Raw genomic sequence first — 20002 nt, forward strand, 5'->3', positions numbered from 1 at the left:
TATTTATACCCTTATAAGCAAACAACCTCAAGCTCGACAAAGAAAAGCGAGACTTGAGGTTGTCTTTAATTAATGGTCTGTATGAGCAGAATTACAGATCAAATTTCACTTCATCAAGCAGTTTCACTGCTGCTTCGTGGTGATCGGCGATCTCATCTAACGAGAGAGTATCGGCTTTAAAGTCACCCCAAGAAGCCACGAGCTCTGAACGTTTTACGCCCGCTTTTACTGGGTATTCGTAGTTCACTTCTGCGTACATCTCTTGCGCGACGTCACCCGCAAGGAATTCCATCAGCTTCACTGCGTTCTCTTTGTTAGGCGCGTATTTCGCCATCGCCATACCTGAGATGTTCACGTGTGTCCCTGTGGTGCTTTGGTTCGGGAAGTTGATGTACACCGCGTCAGCCCACGCTTTCTGCTCTGGATCGTTAACCATTGCGCCTAGGTAGTAGCTGTTACCTAGAGACACGTCACACAAACCTTCTTTAATGGCTTTCACTTGTGCACGGTCATTACCTTGCGGTTTACGTGCTAGGTTCGCTTTCACCCCTTCCAACCAAGCTTTGGTCGCAGCTTCGCCTTCATGAGCAATCATAGAGGAGATCAGTGATACGTTGTATGGGTGCTTACCGCTACGTGTACAGATTTTGCCTTTGAACTCTGGCTTGGCTAAATCGGCGTAAGTGAAGTCTTCACCCAATTTGCCTACGCGGTCGCGCGAAGAGTAAACGCTGCGAGTACGTGTCGTCAGAGCAAACCATTCGTTATTTTCATCTTGGTATTGAGCAGGAATGTTGCTCTCAAGCACGTCACTGTTTACCGCTTGCACCAGACCTTTGTCGGTAAGCTCAGCTAAGCGGCTGATGTCAACAGTGAGCACGACGTCTGCTGGGCTGTACTCTCCTTCCTGAGCGAGCTTTTCTGCGATCCCTGTTTTCGCAAACTTGACGTTTACTTTGATACCGGTTTCTTTGGTAAATTCGTTGAACATCGGCTCAACAAGGAAAGGCTGGCGGTAAGAGTAGACATTTACTTCTTCTGCAGCGAGAGCCGCGGTTGGGGCAACAGTTGCACAGGCTAATGCAGAAAGAGTCAGCAGTTTTTTCATCGAGTCAATCCTTTAGATTTATATAATAATGATAATGTTTATCAATGCGTTTATTATATTCAACAAACTTTAGAAAACAATCCATCAATAAGCAAAACAGGCGGGTTAACGGCTGATTTTAAACCCCTTTATTTGTAACAACTTGTATCACACCTAACCAAATATTGATTAATTTTGTATCAACTCAGTCTCAAAAGCCAGAGCGTATCTATGGTGCTTTTACTCAGCCCCTGAAGCATAGATCAAAAAAAGCCCACACTGAGTGTGGGCTTCATACTTTGTATTAAAAAGTGATTTATTTCACAGTCACGAACTCTGGGTAAGCACCAACACCACAGTCGTGCATGTCCATACCTTCCATCTCTTCGTCTTCAGAGACTCGGATACCCATTGTTGCTTTCAAGATACCCCAGACCACTAGGCTTGCACCAAATACCCAAGCGAAGATCACTGCAGCACCAAGAAGCTGTGCACCGAATGAAGCGTCACCGTTGCTTAGTGGCACAACCATCAGACCGAAGAAGCCACACACACCGTGAACAGAGATAGCACCCACTGGATCGTCAATCTTAAGTTTGTCTAGACCGATGATGCTAAACACAACCAATGCACCTGATACCGCACCGATAGCCACAGAGTAAAGTGGTGATGGTGACAGTGGGTCTGCGGTGATAGCTACCAAGCCCGCCAAAGCACCGTTAAGAATCATAGTCAGGTCTGCTTTACCCCAAGTAGTTTTACAAACAAACAGCGCTGCAATGGCACCTGCTGCGGCTGCGGCATTGGTGTTTAGGAAGATTTGACCAACCGCTGTTGCGTTCTCGAAATCTGATACCATCAACTGTGAACCACCGTTGAAACCGAACCAACCGAACCATAGGATGAAGGTACCCAACGTTGCCAATGGCATGTTTGAACCAGGAATTGGGTAGATTTCACCGTTTTTGCCGTATTTACCTTTACGTGCACCGAGAAGAAGTACGCCTGCCAATGCTGCTGCTGCGCCAGCCATGTGAACAATACCAGAGCCTGCAAAGTCGCTAAAGCCCGCTTCAGATAGGAAGCCACCGCCCCAAGTCCAGTAACCTTCGACTGGGTAGATGAAGGCTGTAAGTACGACAGCGAAAATCAAGAAAGCCCATAGCTTCATACGCTCAGCCACTGCGCCAGAGACAACCGACATCGCCGTCGCCACGAACACAACTTGGAAGAAGAAGTCAGACTCAAGGGAGTGGTCTGCACCTTCACCTTGCGTACCAATCAGCGCACCGATTGATGGTAGCCAACCGCCTTCGCCGTTGTCGACGTACATGATGTTGTAGCCAACCACCAAGTACATGGTACAAGCGATAGCGTATAGGCAGAAGTTTTTGGTTAGGATTTCAGTGGTGTTCTTTGAACGTACTAGACCCGCTTCCAGCATCGCAAAACCCGCTGCCATCCACATAACTAACGCACCTGAAATGAGGAAGAAAAAGGTGTCTAGTGCGTAACGTAACTCTGTTACTGTTGTTGATAATTCCATCGTGTTTATCTCCAGTCCTTTGAATTCTTAAAGTGCCTCAACATCCGTCTCACCAGTACGAATACGCACTGCTTGACTTAGGTCGTAGACAAAAATCTTACCGTCACCAATTTTTCCGGTGTGCGCCGCTTTCGTGATGGCTTCGATAACGCGGTCAACGTTTTCAGCCTGAGTGGCGATCTCTAGTTTTACTTTGGGTAGAAAATCGACTTGATATTCTGCACCACGGTAAAGTTCTGTATGGCCTTTTTGACGACCAAAGCCTTTCACCTCTGATACAGTCATCCCCTCGATGCCCACATCGGCTAACGCCTCTCGAACATCATCTAATTTGAACGGTTTGATAATCGCATTAATAAGTTTCATCGCATCCTCTCTGAAGCAGTCATCCTTTTGCTTTTCTATAATCCAAGGTGCGTGCCAAGTTTTTAACTAATTGATAAATATGAAATTATATTAAAACCCCATCCTGTAGAACGAAAAACGCGCACCATAAAGGTGCGCGCACTTCCCAAAAACAGAGCATCAGTGAATTCATTCACCAATAGGGTGCATTACATTGTACGAAGAAAGGATTTCCACTGGTCGAGCAGTTGTTCGAAATCTTCCAAACCGCAGCTTGCACGGCTCTCGCTCTCATACAACTCAAACTCACTTTCCGCGCCAAGGTCAAAGTCATGCTTTAAGCTGTTCTCTTCCACTAACACTTCATCACCTTGAACTGTCAATGAAATTTCTCGGCCTTCTAAAATGAACTCTTGCTGAGGCGCAGCTTTCGCACTGGCTAGCAACTGATCAATGCTCTCGAGTTTGACGGGGTCTTGACCAATTTCTTCCTGAAGCCAGCGACCAAAGACCTCATGCCCCATACTGGATCTTACGTAGACGTCACCCAGTAAGGTATTCTTAATAAATTCAAATTCCATAATTGAGCCACCTACCCAGAAAAAGTCGTGAAGAAAAGGCGCGCACTATACCTAAAATCGGCCTCAGACACTCTAAAAATCGACACCATCCGCCTAAAAAACAGAGATAAAAAAAGCGCCTGCCGAAGCAGACGCTGATCAGTCATATTCGCTAGAGCGTGATTACGCAGGCTCTTGGAAGATCACGGTATCCGCTTTCTTGGTGTACTGTTCCATCTTGTGGAAGTTCAAGTAGCGGTAGGTATCCGCCGCGGTTGCATTGATCTTCGCCGCATACTCAAGATACTCTTCTTTAGTAGGGATGCGGCCTAAGATAGCGCCCACTGCAGCAAGCTCAGCGGAAGAGAGGAACACATTCGCGCCCGTACCTAAACGGTTCGGGAAGTTACGCGTTGAGGTCGACATGACCGTCGCTTTATCCGCTACGCGCGCTTGGTTACCCATACAGAGTGAACACCCTGGGGTTTCAATACGCACACCCGCGCGGCCGTAGATGCCGTAATAGCCTTCTTCGGTCAATTGATCGCGGTCCATCTTAGTTGGCGGCGCTACCCAGAGACGTGTATTCAAGGTACCACCATATTGCTCAAGCAATTTACCTGCCGCACGGAAGTGACCAATGTTGGTCATGCACGAGCCAATGAAGACTTCGTCAATCTCAGTACCTTGCACTTGAGAAAGTAGGCGCGCATCATCCGGATCATTTGGTGCACACAAGATAGGTTCGTTGATCTCAGCAAGATCAATCTCAATCACGTGCGCGTATTCCGCGTCCGCATCGGCTTCCATCAGTTCTGGGTTAGCCAACCACTCTTGCATCGCAGTAATGCGACGCTCGATGGTACGGCGATCGCCGTAACCTTCAGAGATCATCCACTTCAACATGGTGATGTTTGAGTTGAGGTACTCTTCAATTGACGCTTGAGAGAGCTTGACAGTACAGCCTGCTGCACTGCGCTCTGCTGAGGCATCAGAGAGCTCAAACGCTTGTTCAACTGTTAAGTGCTCCACCCCTTCAATCTCAAGAACGCGACCTGAGAACTCATTGATCTTGCCTGCTTTTTCAACCGTCAATAGACCTTGTTGAATCGCATAGTAAGGGATCGCATGCACCAAATCACGCAAGGTGATACCCGGCTGCATCTCGCCTTTGAAGCGCACCAAGATGGACTCAGGCATATCCAATGGCATCACACCCGTCGCAGCGGCAAACGCCACCAAGCCAGAACCAGCTGGGAACGAGATACCAAGAGGGAAACGAGTATGCGAGTCACCACCTGTACCTACGGTATCTGGCAGCAACATGCGGTTTAGCCATGAGTGGATAACACCGTCACCAGGGCGCAAAGAGACACCCCCACGGTTCATAATGAAGTCTGGCAAGGTATGGTGAGTATTCACATCCACCGGTTTTGGATACGCAGAGGTATGACAGAATGACTGCATAACAAGGTCTGCGGAGAAACCAAGACACGCCAAGTCTTTCAACTCATCACGCGTCATTGGGCCCGTCGTATCTTGCGAGCCGACCGTGGTCATCTTAGGTTCACAGTATTGACCTGCGCGGACACCTTCAACGCCACACGCTTTACCAACCATTTTCTGAGCCAGAGTAAAGCCCTTAGTTGACGATGATGGGTCAACGGGTTTTGCAAAGAGATCGGTCTCTTCAAGACCGAGCGATGCGCGCGCGCGGCTGGTTAGGCCACGACCGATAATAAGAGGAATACGGCCACCCGCTCGCACTTCATCAAGCAGCACTTTGCTCAGCTCGAAACGAGAAATCTCTTCGCCATCTTTACGTACCACACCTTCGTACGGGAAGATGTCGATCACATCGCCCATATTCATCTGTTGTACGTTCAATTCAATCGGTAGCGCGCCTGAATCTTCCATGGTGTTGTAGAAGATAGGGGCAATTTTGCCACCCAAGCAGATACCGCCGGTGCGCTTATTAGGTACGTATGGGATATCTTCGCCCATAAACCACAGCACTGAGTTGGTCGCGGATTTACGCGAAGAACCGGTGCCCACAACATCACCCACGTAAGCGAGTGGGATGCCGTCTTTTTTCAACTCTTCGAGTTGCGTGATAGGGCCAACACTACCAGGTTGATCTGGGTTGATGCCTTCACGCTCCATTTTCAGCATCGCTTTCGCGTGAACAGGAATATCAGGGCGCGACCAAGCATCTGGAGCTGGGGATAAGTCATCGGTGTTCGTCTCACCGGTCACTTTAAACACTTTCACCGTGATCTTTTCTGCGACTTTCTTCTTGGCAGTAAACCACTCTGCATCCGCCCATGATTGCATCACTTGCTGTGCAAAGCTGTTGCCGGCTTTGGCTTTTTCTTCCACGTCGTAGAACGCATCAAACATCAGTAGTGTATGAGACAGGGCTTTGACCGCGATGGGGGCTAGAGTCTCATCATCAAGGAACTCAACCAGCGGCGCGATGTTGTAGCCACCTTGCATAGTACCAAGGAGCTGCGCGGCTTTTTCGCGGCTAACCAGCGGAGAAGAGACCTCGCCTTTCGCCACAGCCGTTAGGAAACCAGCTTTGACGTAAGCCGCTTCATCAACACCCGGTGGGATTCGGTTTTCCAGAAGGTCAAGAATAAACGCTTCTTCACCTTGAGGGGGATTTTTCAGAAGTTCCACTAGGCTGGCAACTTGCTCGGCATCCAATGGTTTAGGTACAACTCCTTCAGCAGCACGCTCTTCGACGTGTTTACGATAGGCTTCAAGCACGACTTTTTCCTCTCATTGCGGTTCCTCCCCTTTATTGCTATTTATTCAGAAAAGAAGGGAGTGAACATCCTTGGAAACTTGGCGCTCCATGCCATATTCTCATTCAATTGGGTGCGATACCGAACATCGAATAATCATGCCAAAGAGGCCAAACTGTGGGCGGTAGAATAGCAAATTTAACGTTAAATTAAAATCTCATCATTTTGACCAACATAGCAACTTGAGACTAAAGTTCTATGCTTTTTCATGCAGTATAAGCACATTTTCCCTGTAAACCGTACAACAATTTATATCGACTCGATCCCACTATTTAAACGAACTGCCGATGATGAGATAGAACGAGTCGTAGTTTTGTTCAGTACGGCCATAGCCAAACATCACCGGTCCGACTGGCGAGTCAATCCCCGCAAAAACCGAAGCCGCTTGATACATCGGCGCTTGGCTGATTTCTGTATCCGGATCTGACCACACACCGCCATATTCCAATGACGCGCCGACGTAGAAGGGCGAGCTGAAGAGGCCAAAATCATTATCAAACCAACGGTAGCGATAAGTGGCATTGCCATAGAGTTTGTTTTGCCCAACCAGACTGTTTTTCGGGATACCAGAGAGATTTAGAAAGCCGCCCAACTGTTTAGGGTCCACCAGCAACTGAGACTTTTTGCTCTCCACTAGCGCGCCATCAAAGTTACCCACTAAAGTATGACGGCCAAAGCTGTGCGCACCTATCCAACGCACGGTGGTTTCGTATACAGTATCATCGATATCCGACAAACTGTCTTGCGAGCTATCATCAGAAACTAGGAATCCTAGATCGAGGTAAACCCCCTTGTTTGGCAGGGCAAAGTTGTCCAAAGTATCAATGCGGTAGTTGGCAAACAGACCCAGGCGCTCATAGCGGCCAGTGCCAAACAAGGAGAAGGTCGACGCTTCCACTTCACCGTGGGTATAGCGCCCGCCCACCTTAAATTGGCTCCATAAGTTGCTCTGATAACCCATCGCCAGCTCCCCAATCCACTGAGCATAGTTCACCGGCAGGTAGTTCTCGGTTGTCTCTAAAGTAGGATCGGTAATGAATTCGAACTCACCATCGGCATCAAACGGCAGGTTGCGCGTCTGTTCCTTGTAACTGACAATCGCGTTACCAAACAGTGTTTGAGAGGAGAGGATCGGTGAATAGAGATCAAACTCCAACAGCTTGTCTGTGCCCAGTTCGACATTAGTTCTTAGCTCGGCTCCTTGCTCCGTCAAGCCGGTGAAGTTGGTGGAGACACCAATCGAGTACTGGCTTTTGGTCTGAAAGTCATCTTCAAGGAAGAAACGAAAGTCGACAAAATTCGGCCCCCAGGATTTCTCTTTGATGTTCACGCGCAGCACGTTGTCATCATCTTGCTGATCAAACTGGTAGGTCACCAACTCAAACCGATCCAACACATAGAGATCGCGTATGCTCTGCTCCAAGGTTTCAGTCGAATACTGCTCGCCGCTTTCAAGATTCAATCGCTGCGCTATTACCTCATCGGAGAATGGGCTGTTATTGCTCACCTCCAATCGGTCAATCACCACCTCATCGACATAAGTGAGTTTGGCTCGTGCTTGCTGTTTTTTCTCCACATAGTGTTGGTACTCAGCGGAAGACACCGACAACGCCTGCAATTGTTCCTTTGCTGCGTGGGCGATCTCATAACCTTTGACATACGCTTCAGGCATAATGGAGAAATCGGTGGTGCCGTAGCGACCCACCTCAGGTTTCAGAAGGACATCGCCCTCTGCAAGAAAGCTCGTCTGCTCTCGGGTACTGCGCTTTACAAGATAATTAGACAACTGCGAAGCGACGGTAAATAAGTTGGTAAATTCCTCTTCGGCGCGATAATCCGAGCTGATGTCCACCGCGATAATGATGTCCGCGCCCAGTGCTCGAGCGAGTTCGACCGGCATATTGTTGGTCACCCCGCCGTCGACCAACATTTTGCCATCCACTTCATACGGTGGCAGCGCACCAGGGACAGACATGCTCGCCATCATGGCATCGGTCAAATAGCCACTGCTTAAGATGACAGGTTCTAATTGAATGATGTCGGTCGCCACCGAACGATAGGGAATCGCCAGTTCATCAAAGCTGGTAAAAGGAGGAAGATTGCCTGTGGTTTCACGCAAGATACGCAGCATACTCTGCCCTTGCACAACCCCTTTGGCGGCTCTGAGCTCTCCAATCCCGAGGCCAAAATCGGTCGTCAGTTGGTAGCGGTCTTCGTACTCTTTATCTCGCACACGACGCTCACTGCGCGGCACTTTATCAACAAAGCCAGAATTCCAATTGACGCTGTAAAGAAAACTCTCGATTTCATCAGCGCTCATCCCTGTCGCATAAAGGCCGCCTACATAGGCGCCCATACTGGTGCCGGTAATGTAGTCGACCGGAATTTTCAGCTCTTCAAGCGCTTTCAACACCCCAATGTGCGCCGCACCTTTGGCGCCGCCGCCCGCCAGCACCACGGCAATTTTAGGGCGCTCAACGACTGGCATCTCGGTATCAATCAGCGATGGTCCTGACTGGGCTGTCGCCATAAGTGGCCACCCGCCTAAAAAAGCGCATAGATAGCTAAAACCGCGCAAGGAGCGAAGCGTTTTTTTCACGTTTGAATTCCTTTCAAAACCAATGATTTCGGATTATATACACAAACCCATCTGACCTTACCAGTCAAAGAGTCGATTGATCCAGGATGCCGACGCTTTATCACACTGTTGTTTGAGCTGACCTGTGTTATCCCACACGGGCAACCTAAAGTCGTTACGACAATCCAGCGCCAAGCTGCCCGACTCTCGTCCAGCAAAACCTAGTGTCGTGATGCCTTGGGGCCATGGCAGGCTCAATGGCTGCGGAATACGCTGTGATAAGTAATCGGCATAGACACGTAATGCGCCGCTCGACCCCGTCAGTTTGGTCGGTGTATTGTCGTCTCGGCCAAGCCAAATCGTGGTCACCTCTCGCCCATCAACACCGACAAACCAACTGTCACGGGTATCATTACTGGTACCGGTTTTTCCCGCCAACGCTGCTTGAGAAAACTGACTATTGAGATAGCGGCCAGTACCTTCAGTAACGCCGATTTTCATCGCATAAGTAGTCAGCCAGGCCGCTTGTTGATCGACGCGCTGTGACGCGCTAGGCAGAGACTCATACAGCACCTGCCCTTCAAGATTCAGCACCGAACGCAGCGCCGAGAGCTTCGCGTATCGGCCCGAGTTGGTTAAGGTTTGGTACATCTGCGCCACCTGAAACGGGGTAAGACTGAATGATCCTAAGAACATCGAAGGCACCGGGCGAATCTCTTCACGTGGCACACCAAGCTGCTCAAAGGTGTTGATGACCTTCTCAATACCCACTTGCATACCCAGCTCCACCGTCGGCACATTGAGTGATTTGGCCAGCGCCAGATAGAGCGGCACATCACCGCGATATTCTCGGTCATAATTACGCGGCGACCAAACATTGCCTTGACTGCCCTTGAGCGCAATCGGCTTGTCGTGCAGCGTAGTGGCTAAGGTGTATTTTTCCGGCTGATTGAGCGCCGCCAAATAGACCGCAGGTTTTGCCAATGAGCCAATTTGCCGCTTCGCGTTCAAGGCTCGGTTAAAGCCATCAAAGCCAGTGCGTTTGCCACCGACCATCGCGCGAATTTCGCCGGTGTGCCGATCCACCGCCACCGCTGCACCCTCTAATTCATCGCCCGCCACCGTCGCCAATTGCGTTACCTTAGAGGCAACGGCGCGCTCCAATTGATGCTGTGAGACAGGGTCAAGTGAGGTAAATACGCGCAGGCCGCTGTCGCCCTGGAATCGCTCTCCAAGCTTCTCTTTGAGCTCAATGCTCACTTGCTGAAAATAAGCGGGCTGACGACTAGCAATTTGTGGCGTTGCTTGTAAATCCAGTGGGCGACTAGCAGCGGCATCAAACTCGCTCGCCGTCAGCGTGCCTTGTTGCATCATTAAGCGTAGCACCAGATCTCGACGCTCTTTCGCCCGCTCAGGGTAGCGTTGCGGGTTGTAATACGAAGGGCCTTTCACCATCCCGACCAACAACGCCAGTTGATCAATTCTCAGTTCTTGAATCGGTTGGCCGAAATAAAAACGCGACGCCAAACCAAAGCCATGAATCGCTTCACCGCGGCTTTGACCTAAATAGACCTCATTGAGGTACGCTTCCAAAATGCGGTCTTTGCTGTAGCGATAATCAAGAATCAGGGCGATGTAAGCCTCTCTCATTTTGCGCCATAAGGTGCGATCGCTCGATAAAAAGAGGTTTTTGGCTAACTGTTGCGTCAGAGTACTGCCGCCTTGCACGGTCCGCCCCGCTTTCACGTTGGCCACCAAAGCACGCGCGATCGCCAGCGGTGACACACCATCGTGCTGATAAAACTGCCTGTCTTCTGTTGCGAGCAGCGCGTCGATCATCACTTCCGGAAAATCGACCCGCTTGATAAACAGCCGTTGCTCATCTTGATTTTTTTCAAGCATACCCAGCATTTTCGGCTCAATGCGCAAATAGCCCAAATCCCCCGGTTTCTCTAACGATTGGATCCGTTGCAGGCTTGACGCATCAAAATGCAGCATGACGTGGCGGTCAGGCTCTGGGCCATCGGAGAACTCAAAAGGCCGACGAATCAGCTCAATCTTGCTCGAAGAAGAGGAATATTCACCCGGGTATTGAGGTTGACGCACTTTGCGATAATTGAGCACATCTAGCTCATTACGTACTTCTTGAATCGAAATGTTGTCACCCGGCGCGAGATGCAAAATACGCGCATACACCACCGTTGGCAAAGAGAACAGCTGACCTTCAAATTTCTGTTTAACCAAGCTATCGAGATAGATGCCCACCACCAGTAGCAAGGCAAACCCAGCCAAGGCGAGCTTCCATGTTAGGCCCCATAGGGTTTTCAACCATGCACGCTTTGAGGGAGTGGGTTTAGCGGGCTTTCTCACACGTTTGCCAGAGGGCTTGGTTGCGCGAGGCTTACGGCGACGTCCCTGATTATCTCCACTCTCTGTTGTTCTCTTTTTACTCATTCTTTCCTTTACCCTAATCACTATGATGACAGGTGTTTTTTGGTTTTCGTCGTTGCTACATGATTGGCAGGATCATCCGGCCAAACGTGTTTGGGGTAGCGCCCTTTCATCTCTTTTTGTACTTCCACGTAGCTGCCTGCCCAGAACCCTGCGAGATCTCGGGTGATCTGTAATGGTCTGCGTGCGGGAGAGAGCAGCTCCAATACTAAGGTTTTGCGACCGTCGGCAATGCGTGGCGACGCCTGCTCGCCATACACTTCTTGAATTCGAACCGACAGCACGGGCTCTTGTCCATCTTGATAGCGAATCCGCGCTCGTGTGCCCGTTGGTAGGGTGTAGTGCGTAGGCAGCCACTCGTCCAACTGCTGATTTAACGGCCAGCCCAAATAGGCCAGCAGCGCTTGCTCTATCGATATCGATGCCAACTGCTTGACCGACGTGACCTGATTCATGTACGGCTCTAGCCAGCGCTCTAGAGCCGCCAATAAGCCATCGTCAGAGCAATCTGGCCAATCATGCTCTGGCAGCCACTGCGCAGCGCAGCGAATGCGCTCTAACGTGTCACGCGCGCGATCAGACCACTCTAATACAGACAAGCCTTTACGACGTACATAGCTCAGTAAAGCTTGTGTCATTTTTTCTTTATCTGGCGTTGCCATTGCGGTTCGAGACACCACGAGCGCGCCGAGCTTCTTCTGTTTCTCGGCGACTAAGCGGCCTTTTTTCTCATCCCAATCAACCCAGTCATGGTCAGTAAATAACGACGGACAATGCTGCTCAAGCACCGAGACCTCACAGGCTTGCGCAAGGTGAATACGTGACGCGTCCGATTGGCTGCGTAGTAAGTCAATCACCACCAAATACGGCGCATCGGCGAGCGGTTCGTTGTCATCGAGCTGTGCGCCATGACCATTGGCGAGCAAGAAAGTACCGGCGCCGCTGCTGCGTTGCTGCGCAATGCGGTCAGGATAGGCACAGGCCAGAGCGACCGGGACAAGGGCATCATCTAACGCCGCCAATGGCGCGGTGATGGCGAGCATCTTCGCTAGCGCCGCCGCGCGCGCACTGACCACTTTTTGCTTGCTGTGTTGGCCTTGTCGTAAACGCCAAACGCTGGTGCGAAAATCGAGCGTGTGACGCTCTGGCTCTTCCAGTAACGCCGCTACCCATACGGCGCTTTGCTGCCAGCGCTGCTCGTCGCTGTGAAGTAACATCGCCGCCAGTCTCGGCTCCAATCCAAGTGCACAGGCGCGCTGACCTTGCGCGGTTAATAATGCCTGCTCGTTGAGTAGACCGAGTGATCGTAGCAATTGACGCGCCTGCGCCAACGCGACTTTGGGTGGCGGGGTCAGCCAGGTCAGCTCATCGCTGTCTTGTGTTCCCCACTGCGCCAGCTCCATCGCAAGACCGGAGAGATCGGCATGCTGCATCTCTGGCGCGGGCACATCCGGCTGCTGACTCAGTTGACTTTCACTGTACAGGCGCACGCACAGTCCGGGCTCAATACGCCCTGCGCGACCCGCGCGCTGCTCGGCGGAGGATTTAGCAATGCGGACTTGCTCCAATTTAGTAATGCCTGTGCGGCTATCACACTTGGCAATGCGCTCGACGCCGCTGTCGATGACCAGACGAATGCCTTCAATGGTCAGTGAGGTTTCAGCAATGTTGGTCGCCAGAACCACCTTACGTTTCGGCGCTGGTGCGATCGCCGCTTGCTGCTCGTTAAAAGTGAGCTGACCATATAAAGGGCAGACGAGGATACCCTCGCCCAAATCTTCAAGACGCTGCGCCACGCGACGGATAGCGGCAACGCCAGGGAGAAACGCCAGTAACGAACCAGACTCGGTCGCCATCAGGTGGCGGATCTGCTTCGCCATCGCCTCTTCTAGCCCTTGATTCGGCTTAAGGGGCTGGTAGCGATACTCAATCGGGTAGCTTCGCCCGTGCGATTCCACATATGCCGCGTCAGGCATGATGGCTTGCAGCGCTCGCTGGTCGAGCGTCGCCGACATCACCACCAGCTTTAAATCGTCGCGCAGCGCTTGCTGAATCTCGAGACAGAGCGTCAACGCGGTGTCGGCGTGCAAGCTGCGTTCGTGAAACTCATCAAAGATGATCATATCAACGCCGCTCAACTCAGGATCGGACTGAATCATGCGCGTTAAGATGCCCTCGGTGACGATTTCAAGCTGTGTCGCTTGGCTGACTTTACTCGCACCGCGCATCCGATAGCCGACGGTTTGTCCAACCCGCTCCCCACACTGCTTCGCCAAATAGTGCGCGATATTTCTCACCGCTAAGCGCCTAGGCTCAAGCATGATGATTTTTCCCTGCACAATACCTGCGTTGAGCAGTTGCAGTGGAAAGTAGGTCGATTTACCGGCACCCGGCGCCGCTTTGAGGATCAGTTGAGCGTGATGCGCGACGCCTGCGAGAAGCTCGGGCATCACGTCTTGAATCGGCAGTTGTGACAATGGAGAAACCTTATGCTCTAATTGAGAGCTCAATTGTACATAAAAACAGTACTGATCCTAACTCTCTCACTCTGTTAAGTCTTAGTTATGAAGTTTTCCCCCTCTTTGCAACGCGCCACACTCATCCAGCGCTATAAACGCTTTCTCGCCGACGTCACTCTGCCCGATGGCAGTGAGCGGACCATTCACTGCGCCAACACAGGAGCAATGACAGGTTGCGCCACACCAGGTAATCCGGTGTGGTATTCGACCTCAGACAACCCAAAACGCAAGTACCCGAACAGTTGGGAGCTAACTCAAACCGCGCAGCAGCATCGCATCTGCATTAACACCGCGCGCGCCAACGCATTGGCTGTCGAAGCGATTGAAAATGGCACCATCAAAGAGCTGCAAGGCTATGAGCGACTTCAAACTGAGCAGAAGTATGGCAGTGAAAATAGTCGGATTGATATCTTGCTCTCTGCACAATCCAAACCAAACTGCTATATAGAAGTGAAAAGTGTCACCCTGTTGGATGAAGCGCAGAATCAGCAAAAGGGACAAGGTTACTTTCCTGACGCCGTAACAACACGTGGTCAAAAGCACCTAAGAGAACTGACCGAGATGGCACAAAGTGGAAGCAGAGCGGTACTTTTATTCACCGTTTTACATTCAGGTATTGAAAAAGTCTCTACTGCCCACCATATAGACGCCGATTATTCACAATTACTCAAAACAGCAATAGAAAACGGGGTAGAAGTCTTGTGCTACAAGGCCACGCTCAACGAGGATGAGATAGCACTAGTAGAGCCGCTCAATTTTCGGTGCTAGGGGCAAAAAATGATGTCGCCTTCACATTGATTGTAAGTTTCATCTCTAGTATTTGCCTCGGTTGATTCTTTTTGCTATAGATACCCGCCTTAAAATTAACTGCAGAGCGCAGTTGACTAGGTGTTAGTAGGAGATGCTGCATGCCAGAATCAAAGAAAAAAGCGCTAGGCATCCTAGCCATTGCAGGGGTTGAGCCATACCAAGAAAAAGCAGGTGAAGAGTACATGTCACCTGAGCAAATGGCTCATTTTACAAAAATTTTGACAGCTTGGCGTAACCAGCTCAGGGAAGAAGTTGATCGCACTGTGCACCACATGCAGGACGAAGCCGCCAATTTCCCAGATCCCGTTGACCGCGCTTCACAAGAAGAAGAATTTAGCCTAGAACTTCGCAACCGTGACCGTGAGCGTCGCTTGATCAAGAAGATTGAGAAAACGCTAAACAAGATCGAAGAAGATGATTTTGGCTTCTGCGAATCTTGTGGCATCGAGATTGGCATCCGTCGTCTAGAAGCTCGTCCTACCGCTGACCTTTGTATTGACTGTAAAACACTTGCAGAGATCAAAGAGAAGCAGATGCAAGGTTAATCCTGCATCACCCGCTGTATCCTAGTCACTTAGGGTATACATTAAGGGAGCATTGGCTCCCTTTTTGGTTTTTATCTATGACGAATATGATTGGCCGTTTTGCTCCCTCCCCCTCAGGCCCGCTCCATTTTGGCTCATTGGTTGCTGCCCTCGGCAGTTACTTTCAAGCCAAAGCGCAGCAAGGGCAGTGGCTGGTACGCATCGAAGACCTTGACCCTCCACGAGAGGTGCCAGGGGCAGCCGATCTCATCCTGAGAACCTTAGAAGCGTATGGTCTGCATTGGGATGGTCAGATCCTTTACCAAAGCCAGCGTTTAGACGCTTATCAAGCGCAAATTGACCGTTGGCGACGCAGCGGCGATGCCTATTTGTGTCAGTGCACGCGCAAACAAATCAAAGCGACGGGCGGCTTTTACTCGGGCACTTGCCGTGACAAAGCGTTGAGCGACGCCACATCGTGCGCAGTCAGGCTCACCATGTCCCAGCCAACGTATCAGTTTGACGACCTCAAACACGGCACCATTGACATCCCACGCGCGCTCGCAGATGAAGATTTTATTATCAAACGTCGCGATGGCTATTTTGCCTATAACCTTGCGGTAGTATTGGATGATATCGAGCAAGGCGTCACTCAAGTGGTGCGCGGCGCCGATTTGATTGAGCCAACCGGCAGACAAATCAGCCTGTATAAATTGCTCGGACAAACACCGGTGAGCTATTTGCACTTGCCGCTCGCCATCGGTGAGAACGGGCAAAAGCTATCGAAACAGAACCATGCGCCGGCGATTGACCTACAAGACCCGACACCCGCGCTACTCGATGCAATGCGCTTTTTGGGTTTGCCAATGACGCCGGAACTCTCCTCTGGGAGCGTGGAAGAGATCATCGCTTGGGGCGTGGAGAATTGGTCGATTGAGGCACTCCCTCAGCCGATCGAGATCACACCCATATTCTCAAACCGCTCCCCGTAGGCTATCATTAGCCGCAAATTCGCGCCGAATTGGGCTGAACATGACCGCAACGCCTAAGGAAAACCAAGGCTCAGCACGCAATCTGCATACGGATTGGAACATCAACCTGACTAGGCAAACACCGAATAACAGCTAGAAGCACATGAATAAAAACGACGATACACCCAACGAAACTCAAGTTTATCCGCAGCTTTCGTTAAATATTATTACTCGCCAAGAGCATAATATCTCACGCAAACAGATCAGCGATAATGCATTGAAGGTGCTATACCGTCTTCATGGTGCAGGCTATGACGCCTACCTCGTAGGAGGAGGTGTTCGCGATCTGCTGCTTAATCAATCCCCCAAAGATTTTGATATCGCGACCAATGCGACCCCGGAACAAATCCGCCAGCAGTTTAAAAACTGCCGCTTAATCGGTCGACGTTTTCGTCTCGCGCATATCATGTTTGGTCGAGACATCATCGAGGTGGCGACGTTCCGCGGCCATCACCAAGAGCCAAGCAAAAACGTCTCTCAACAGTCGAAAGAAGGGATGTTGCTGCGCGATAACGTCTACGGCACTGTCGATGAAGACGCTGAGCGCCGCGATTTCACCGTGAACGCGATGTACTACAACATCAGCGACTACTCGATTCACGACTACGCGGGCGGCATGGAAGACCTCGAAGATAAGCTGATTCGCTTGATTGGTGATCCCGACACACGCTATCGCGAAGATCCTGTGCGCATGTTGCGCGCGATCCGCTTTGCGGTGAAGCTGGACTTTGATATCGAAGAAGAGACCGCAGCCCCAATTGAAGAGTTGGCGCACCTTCTTCAAGACATCCCTGCTGCGCGCTTGTATGAAGAGTCACTCAAGATGCTGCAATCGGGCTATGGCTTAGAGACGTATCACTTGATGCGTGAGTACAACCTGTTCCAGCAACTCTTCCCGACCATTGCGCAGTACTTTACCGAAGATTACTCGTCTCCAACCGAACAGATGCTGGATCTGGTACTCGACTCTACCGATCAGCGCATTGAGGAAGGCAAGCGCATCAACCCTGCCTTTATGTTCGCGGCGATACTGTGGTACCCGTTGCAAGAAAAAGCCGCTCTGTTGATGGAAAAGCAAAAGCTCTCAGAGTATGACGCCATTATGGAAGCGAGCAACCTAGTGCTCGATGAGCAAGTGCGCACCATCGCGATTCCTCGTCGTCACACTGCAACCATTCGTGAGATCTGGCAATTGCAGCTGCGTATGCCGCGCCGCAATGGCAAGCGTGCGTTCCGCCTGCTTGAGCTTAACAAGTTCCGCGCTGGCTTTGATTTCCTAGAGATGCGTGGTGAAGTCGAGCAAGGGGAGACCCTAGCGCTGGCCAAATGGTGGGAGACCTTCCAAAACGCCGGGCGCAATATGCGTCAAGCCATGGTCGCTGACCTCGATGCCAATGAGACCGGCGAGCCTAAAACACGTCGCCGCAGAACCAACCGTAAAAAGCGCAGCAAGGCGTCATCATGATCACCGCATACATTGCTGTCGGCAGCAATTTGTCTGATCCTGTGACCCAAGCGAATGAGGCCATTGAAGCGCTCAAATCGCTGCCAAAATCGCGCTTTATCGCCACCTCCGCGCTCTACAGCAGTAGCCCCATGGGGCCACAAGATCAGCCGGATTACATCAATGCCGTGGTGGCGATTGAAACAGGATTAACGCCCATTGAACTGCTCGATTGCACCCAAGCGATTGAACAATCTCAAGGGCGTGTCCGTAAAGATGAACGCTGGGGCCCAAGAACCTTAGATCTCGATATCATTCTTTACGGCAATGAGGTGATGGATTCCGAGCGATTAACGCTTCCTCACTATGGAATGAAAGAGAGAGAATTCGTTCTCTACCCGCTCGCCGAAATCGCACCAAATTTAACGCTCCCAGATGGGGCCAGGCTCTCTGAACTGCTCAAGCAAGTAGACAGAAACGGCCTGCGTCAATGGCAGTCGTCTCAATGATTGCGCCTGCCACCCTCATGGTAAGGAAAGAAAAATGAAAAAAATCTCGATTAATGACTTGATGAAATGGAAGCAAGAAGGCCGTAAGTTCGCCACCTCGACGGCGTACGATGCCAGCTTTGCGCAGTTATTTGAAAGTCAGGAAATGCCTGTTCTTTTGGTGGGTGATTCCCTTGGTATGGTATTGCAAGGCACGACCAGTACACTGCCAGTCACGGTTGATGAAGTGGCTTACCATACTCGCTGCGTACGTGCGGGCAGCCCAAACTGCCTACTGATGGCGGACATGCCTTTCATGAGCTATGCCACACCGGAACAAGCGTGTGAAAACGCCGCAACGCTGATGCGTGCCGGGGCAAACATGGTCAAAATCGAAGGTGGCGACTGGTTAGTTGAAACTGTAAAAATGCTGACTGAGCGAGCCGTACCTGTGTGCGCGCACCTTGGCTTGACGCCGCAATCTGTCAATATTTTTGGCGGATTCAAAGTGCAAGGTCGTGAGCAAGACAAAGCCGATCGCATGGTGCGTGATGCGCTTGCGCTTCAAGAAGCGGGCGCACAAATCATCTTGCTAGAGTGTGTTCCTGCCGAGCTGGCAAGACGCATTACCGAAGTGTGTGATGTGCCAGTGATTGGTATTGGTGCGGGCAATGTGACCGATGGTCAGATCCTCGTTATGCACGATATGTTCGGTATTTCAGCCAATTACATGCCTAAGTTCTCGAAAAACTTCCTTGCCGAAACGGGCGACATGCGTAAAGCTGTAGCGAAATACAAAGAGGATGTAGAGAGTGGTGCGTTCCCAGATAACGCTCACACGATTGCTTAAGGATCAAACCCATGCAAACTTTTGCTGATATTGCCGCTCTTAGAGAGCAAATCAAACAGTATAAGCGTGATGGCCGTCGGGTTGCTTTTGTTCCCACTATGGGCAATTTACACGAAGGTCACCTGACGCTAGTGCGCAAAGCGCGTGAAAACGCCGATGTGGTGGTGGTGAGTATTTTCGTTAACCCCATGCAGTTTGATAGAGCGGATGATCTCAATAACTACCCGCGCACACTCGACGACGATTTAGCCAAACTCAGCGGTGAAGCCGTCGAGGTAGTCTTTACGCCGACACCAGAGACCATCTACCCTGAAGGGCTCGATAAACAGACATCGGTTGATGTCCCTGGCTTATCCACCATTCTTGAAGGTGCTTCACGTCCTGGGCACTTTAAAGGGGTTGCGACTGTGGTGACCAAGCTGTTCAACATCGTTCAGCCTGACGTTGCCTGCTTTGGTGAAAAAGATTTCCAACAGTTGGCGGTCATTCGTAAGATGACGCTCGATCTGGCGATGGATATTGAGATCATTGGTGTACCGACCGTGCGTGAGATGGACGGATTGGCCATGAGTTCACGCAACGGCTTGCTGACGCTTGAAGAGCGTCAACTCGCCCCAGTATTAGCACGCACAATGCGCTGGATCAGCAGTGCCATGCGTGGTGGGCGCGATGACTACGCATCGATCATTGAAGATGCGAGCGATCAGCTCCGCGCCGCAGGCCTGCAACCGGATGAGATCTTCATTCGAGATGCACGCACCCTGCAAGCAATCACCACAGAGACCACCCAAGCGGTGATCTTGATGTCGGCCTTTTTGGGTAAGGCTCGCCTTATCGACAACCAAGTGGTCGAATTAACTTCCTCATCGGAAGCCAGTGGCAACGAAGATGAAGCGACCAGCGAGAGCGCCGAGTCGAGCAAAGCATAATTGCCGGTACGCAAATCGCAGAACGTAAAA

15 protein-coding genes are annotated in these 20002 nt (G+C 50.9%); 7 read left to right on the forward strand and 8 right to left on the reverse strand.

The window, feature by feature from the left end; genetic code table 11:
* Positions 1 to 91: 91 nt before the first annotated feature.
* The 8 genes from AC6R0R_RS10660 to hrpB all read right to left on the reverse strand — a co-directional run bounded on the left by AC6R0R_RS10660 (position 92) and on the right by hrpB (position 13854).
* Complete coding sequence (locus AC6R0R_RS10660; RefSeq protein WP_500626648.1) at positions 92 to 1108, reverse strand: Fe(3+) ABC transporter substrate-binding protein; 1017 nt, start codon at positions 1106 to 1108, stop codon at positions 92 to 94.
* A gap of 295 nt (positions 1109 to 1403) precedes the next feature.
* Positions 1404 to 2633, reverse strand: a complete 1230-nt coding sequence (locus AC6R0R_RS10665) for an ammonium transporter (protein WP_334553955.1) — start codon at positions 2631 to 2633, stop codon at positions 1404 to 1406.
* A gap of 27 nt (positions 2634 to 2660) precedes the next feature.
* Positions 2661 to 2999, reverse strand: coding sequence for a P-II family nitrogen regulator (glnK, locus tag AC6R0R_RS10670; RefSeq protein ID WP_334553954.1), 339 nt, complete (start codon positions 2997 to 2999; stop codon positions 2661 to 2663).
* 188 nt (positions 3000 to 3187) lie between these two features.
* Entirely contained in the window at positions 3188 to 3559 is a 372-nt protein-coding gene (locus tag AC6R0R_RS10675; protein WP_487902101.1) for a YacL family protein, read from the reverse strand.
* A gap of 162 nt (positions 3560 to 3721) precedes the next feature.
* On the reverse strand, positions 3722 to 6310 hold the full coding sequence (gene acnB / locus AC6R0R_RS10680; RefSeq protein WP_500626649.1) for a bifunctional aconitate hydratase 2/2-methylisocitrate dehydratase: 2589 nt from the start codon (positions 6308 to 6310) through the stop codon (positions 3722 to 3724).
* Positions 6311 to 6616: 306 nt separating this feature from the next.
* Positions 6617 to 8878, reverse strand: a complete 2262-nt coding sequence (locus AC6R0R_RS10685) for a patatin-like phospholipase family protein (protein WP_500626650.1) — start codon at positions 8876 to 8878, stop codon at positions 6617 to 6619.
* 126 nt (positions 8879 to 9004) lie between these two features.
* Positions 9005 to 11380 carry a penicillin-binding protein 1B gene (gene mrcB, locus AC6R0R_RS10690; RefSeq protein WP_500626651.1) on the reverse strand — a complete coding sequence of 792 codons (2376 nt, stop codon included), beginning with the start codon at positions 11378 to 11380 and terminating at the stop codon, positions 9005 to 9007.
* Positions 11381 to 11400: 20 nt separating this feature from the next.
* On the reverse strand, positions 11401 to 13854 hold the full coding sequence (gene hrpB / locus AC6R0R_RS10695) for an ATP-dependent helicase HrpB (protein WP_500626652.1): 2454 nt from the start codon (positions 13852 to 13854) through the stop codon (positions 11401 to 11403).
* A gap of 87 nt (positions 13855 to 13941) precedes the next feature.
* On the opposite strand from hrpB, the gene sfsA reads away from it, so the two are divergent.
* From sfsA to panC, 7 genes are all read left to right on the forward strand, one after another.
* Positions 13942 to 14664, forward strand: a complete 723-nt coding sequence (sfsA, locus tag AC6R0R_RS10700; protein ID WP_500626653.1) for a DNA/RNA nuclease SfsA — start codon at positions 13942 to 13944, stop codon at positions 14662 to 14664.
* A 140-nt stretch (positions 14665 to 14804) separates the two neighbouring features.
* Entirely contained in the window at positions 14805 to 15251 is a 447-nt protein-coding gene (dksA, locus tag AC6R0R_RS10705) for an RNA polymerase-binding protein DksA (protein ID WP_334553923.1), read from the forward strand.
* A 77-nt stretch (positions 15252 to 15328) separates the two neighbouring features.
* Positions 15329 to 16222, forward strand: a complete 894-nt coding sequence (gene gluQRS, locus AC6R0R_RS10710) for a tRNA glutamyl-Q(34) synthetase GluQRS (RefSeq protein ID WP_500626654.1) — start codon at positions 15329 to 15331, stop codon at positions 16220 to 16222.
* Positions 16223 to 16364: 142 nt separating this feature from the next.
* Entirely contained in the window at positions 16365 to 17726 is a 1362-nt protein-coding gene (gene pcnB, locus AC6R0R_RS10715) for a polynucleotide adenylyltransferase PcnB (protein WP_500626655.1), read from the forward strand.
* Complete coding sequence (gene folK, locus AC6R0R_RS10720) at positions 17723 to 18214, forward strand: 2-amino-4-hydroxy-6-hydroxymethyldihydropteridine diphosphokinase (protein WP_487902109.1); 492 nt, start codon at positions 17723 to 17725, stop codon at positions 18212 to 18214. The genes pcnB and folK overlap by 4 nt, the downstream gene beginning before the upstream one ends.
* Before the next feature lie 34 nt (positions 18215 to 18248).
* On the forward strand, positions 18249 to 19043 hold the full coding sequence (gene panB, locus AC6R0R_RS10725; protein WP_500626656.1) for a 3-methyl-2-oxobutanoate hydroxymethyltransferase: 795 nt from the start codon (positions 18249 to 18251) through the stop codon (positions 19041 to 19043).
* An 11-nt stretch (positions 19044 to 19054) separates the two neighbouring features.
* Positions 19055 to 19972, forward strand: coding sequence for a pantoate--beta-alanine ligase (gene panC, locus AC6R0R_RS10730; RefSeq protein ID WP_500626657.1), 918 nt, complete (start codon positions 19055 to 19057; stop codon positions 19970 to 19972).
* The last annotated feature ends 30 nt before the right edge of the window (positions 19973 to 20002 follow it).

It is taken from the genome of Vibrio sp. R12-SW3-ISO1, from assembly GCF_059834005.1.

What these genes read in the sequence shown, in the direction of transcription:
- AC6R0R_RS10660 (WP_500626648.1), bottom strand. Translation starts at nt 1,108, where the DNA reads ATGAAAAAACTGCTGACTCTTTCTGCATTAGCCTGTGCAACTGTTGCC.
- folK (WP_487902109.1), top strand. Translation starts at nt 17,723, where the DNA reads ATGATCACCGCATACATTGCTGTCGGCAGCAATTTGTCTGATCCTGTG.
- pcnB (WP_500626655.1), top strand. Translation starts at nt 16,365, where the DNA reads ATGAATAAAAACGACGATACACCCAACGAAACTCAAGTTTATCCGCAG.
- sfsA (WP_500626653.1), top strand. Translation starts at nt 13,942, where the DNA reads ATGAAGTTTTCCCCCTCTTTGCAACGCGCCACACTCATCCAGCGCTAT.
- glnK (WP_334553954.1), bottom strand. Translation starts at nt 2,999, where the DNA reads ATGAAACTTATTAATGCGATTATCAAACCGTTCAAATTAGATGATGTT.
- mrcB (WP_500626651.1), bottom strand. Translation starts at nt 11,380, where the DNA reads ATGAGTAAAAAGAGAACAACAGAGAGTGGAGATAATCAGGGACGTCGC.
- panC (WP_500626657.1), top strand. Translation starts at nt 19,055, where the DNA reads ATGCAAACTTTTGCTGATATTGCCGCTCTTAGAGAGCAAATCAAACAG.
- gluQRS (WP_500626654.1), top strand. Translation starts at nt 15,329, where the DNA reads ATGACGAATATGATTGGCCGTTTTGCTCCCTCCCCCTCAGGCCCGCTC.
- panB (WP_500626656.1), top strand. Translation starts at nt 18,249, where the DNA reads ATGAAAAAAATCTCGATTAATGACTTGATGAAATGGAAGCAAGAAGGC.
- AC6R0R_RS10685 (WP_500626650.1), bottom strand. Translation starts at nt 8,878, where the DNA reads ATGGCGACAGCCCAGTCAGGACCATCGCTGATTGATACCGAGATGCCA.
- AC6R0R_RS10665 (WP_334553955.1), bottom strand. Translation starts at nt 2,633, where the DNA reads ATGGAATTATCAACAACAGTAACAGAGTTACGTTACGCACTAGACACC.
- AC6R0R_RS10675 (WP_487902101.1), bottom strand. Translation starts at nt 3,559, where the DNA reads ATGGAATTTGAATTTATTAAGAATACCTTACTGGGTGACGTCTACGTA.
- dksA (WP_334553923.1), top strand. Translation starts at nt 14,805, where the DNA reads ATGCCAGAATCAAAGAAAAAAGCGCTAGGCATCCTAGCCATTGCAGGG.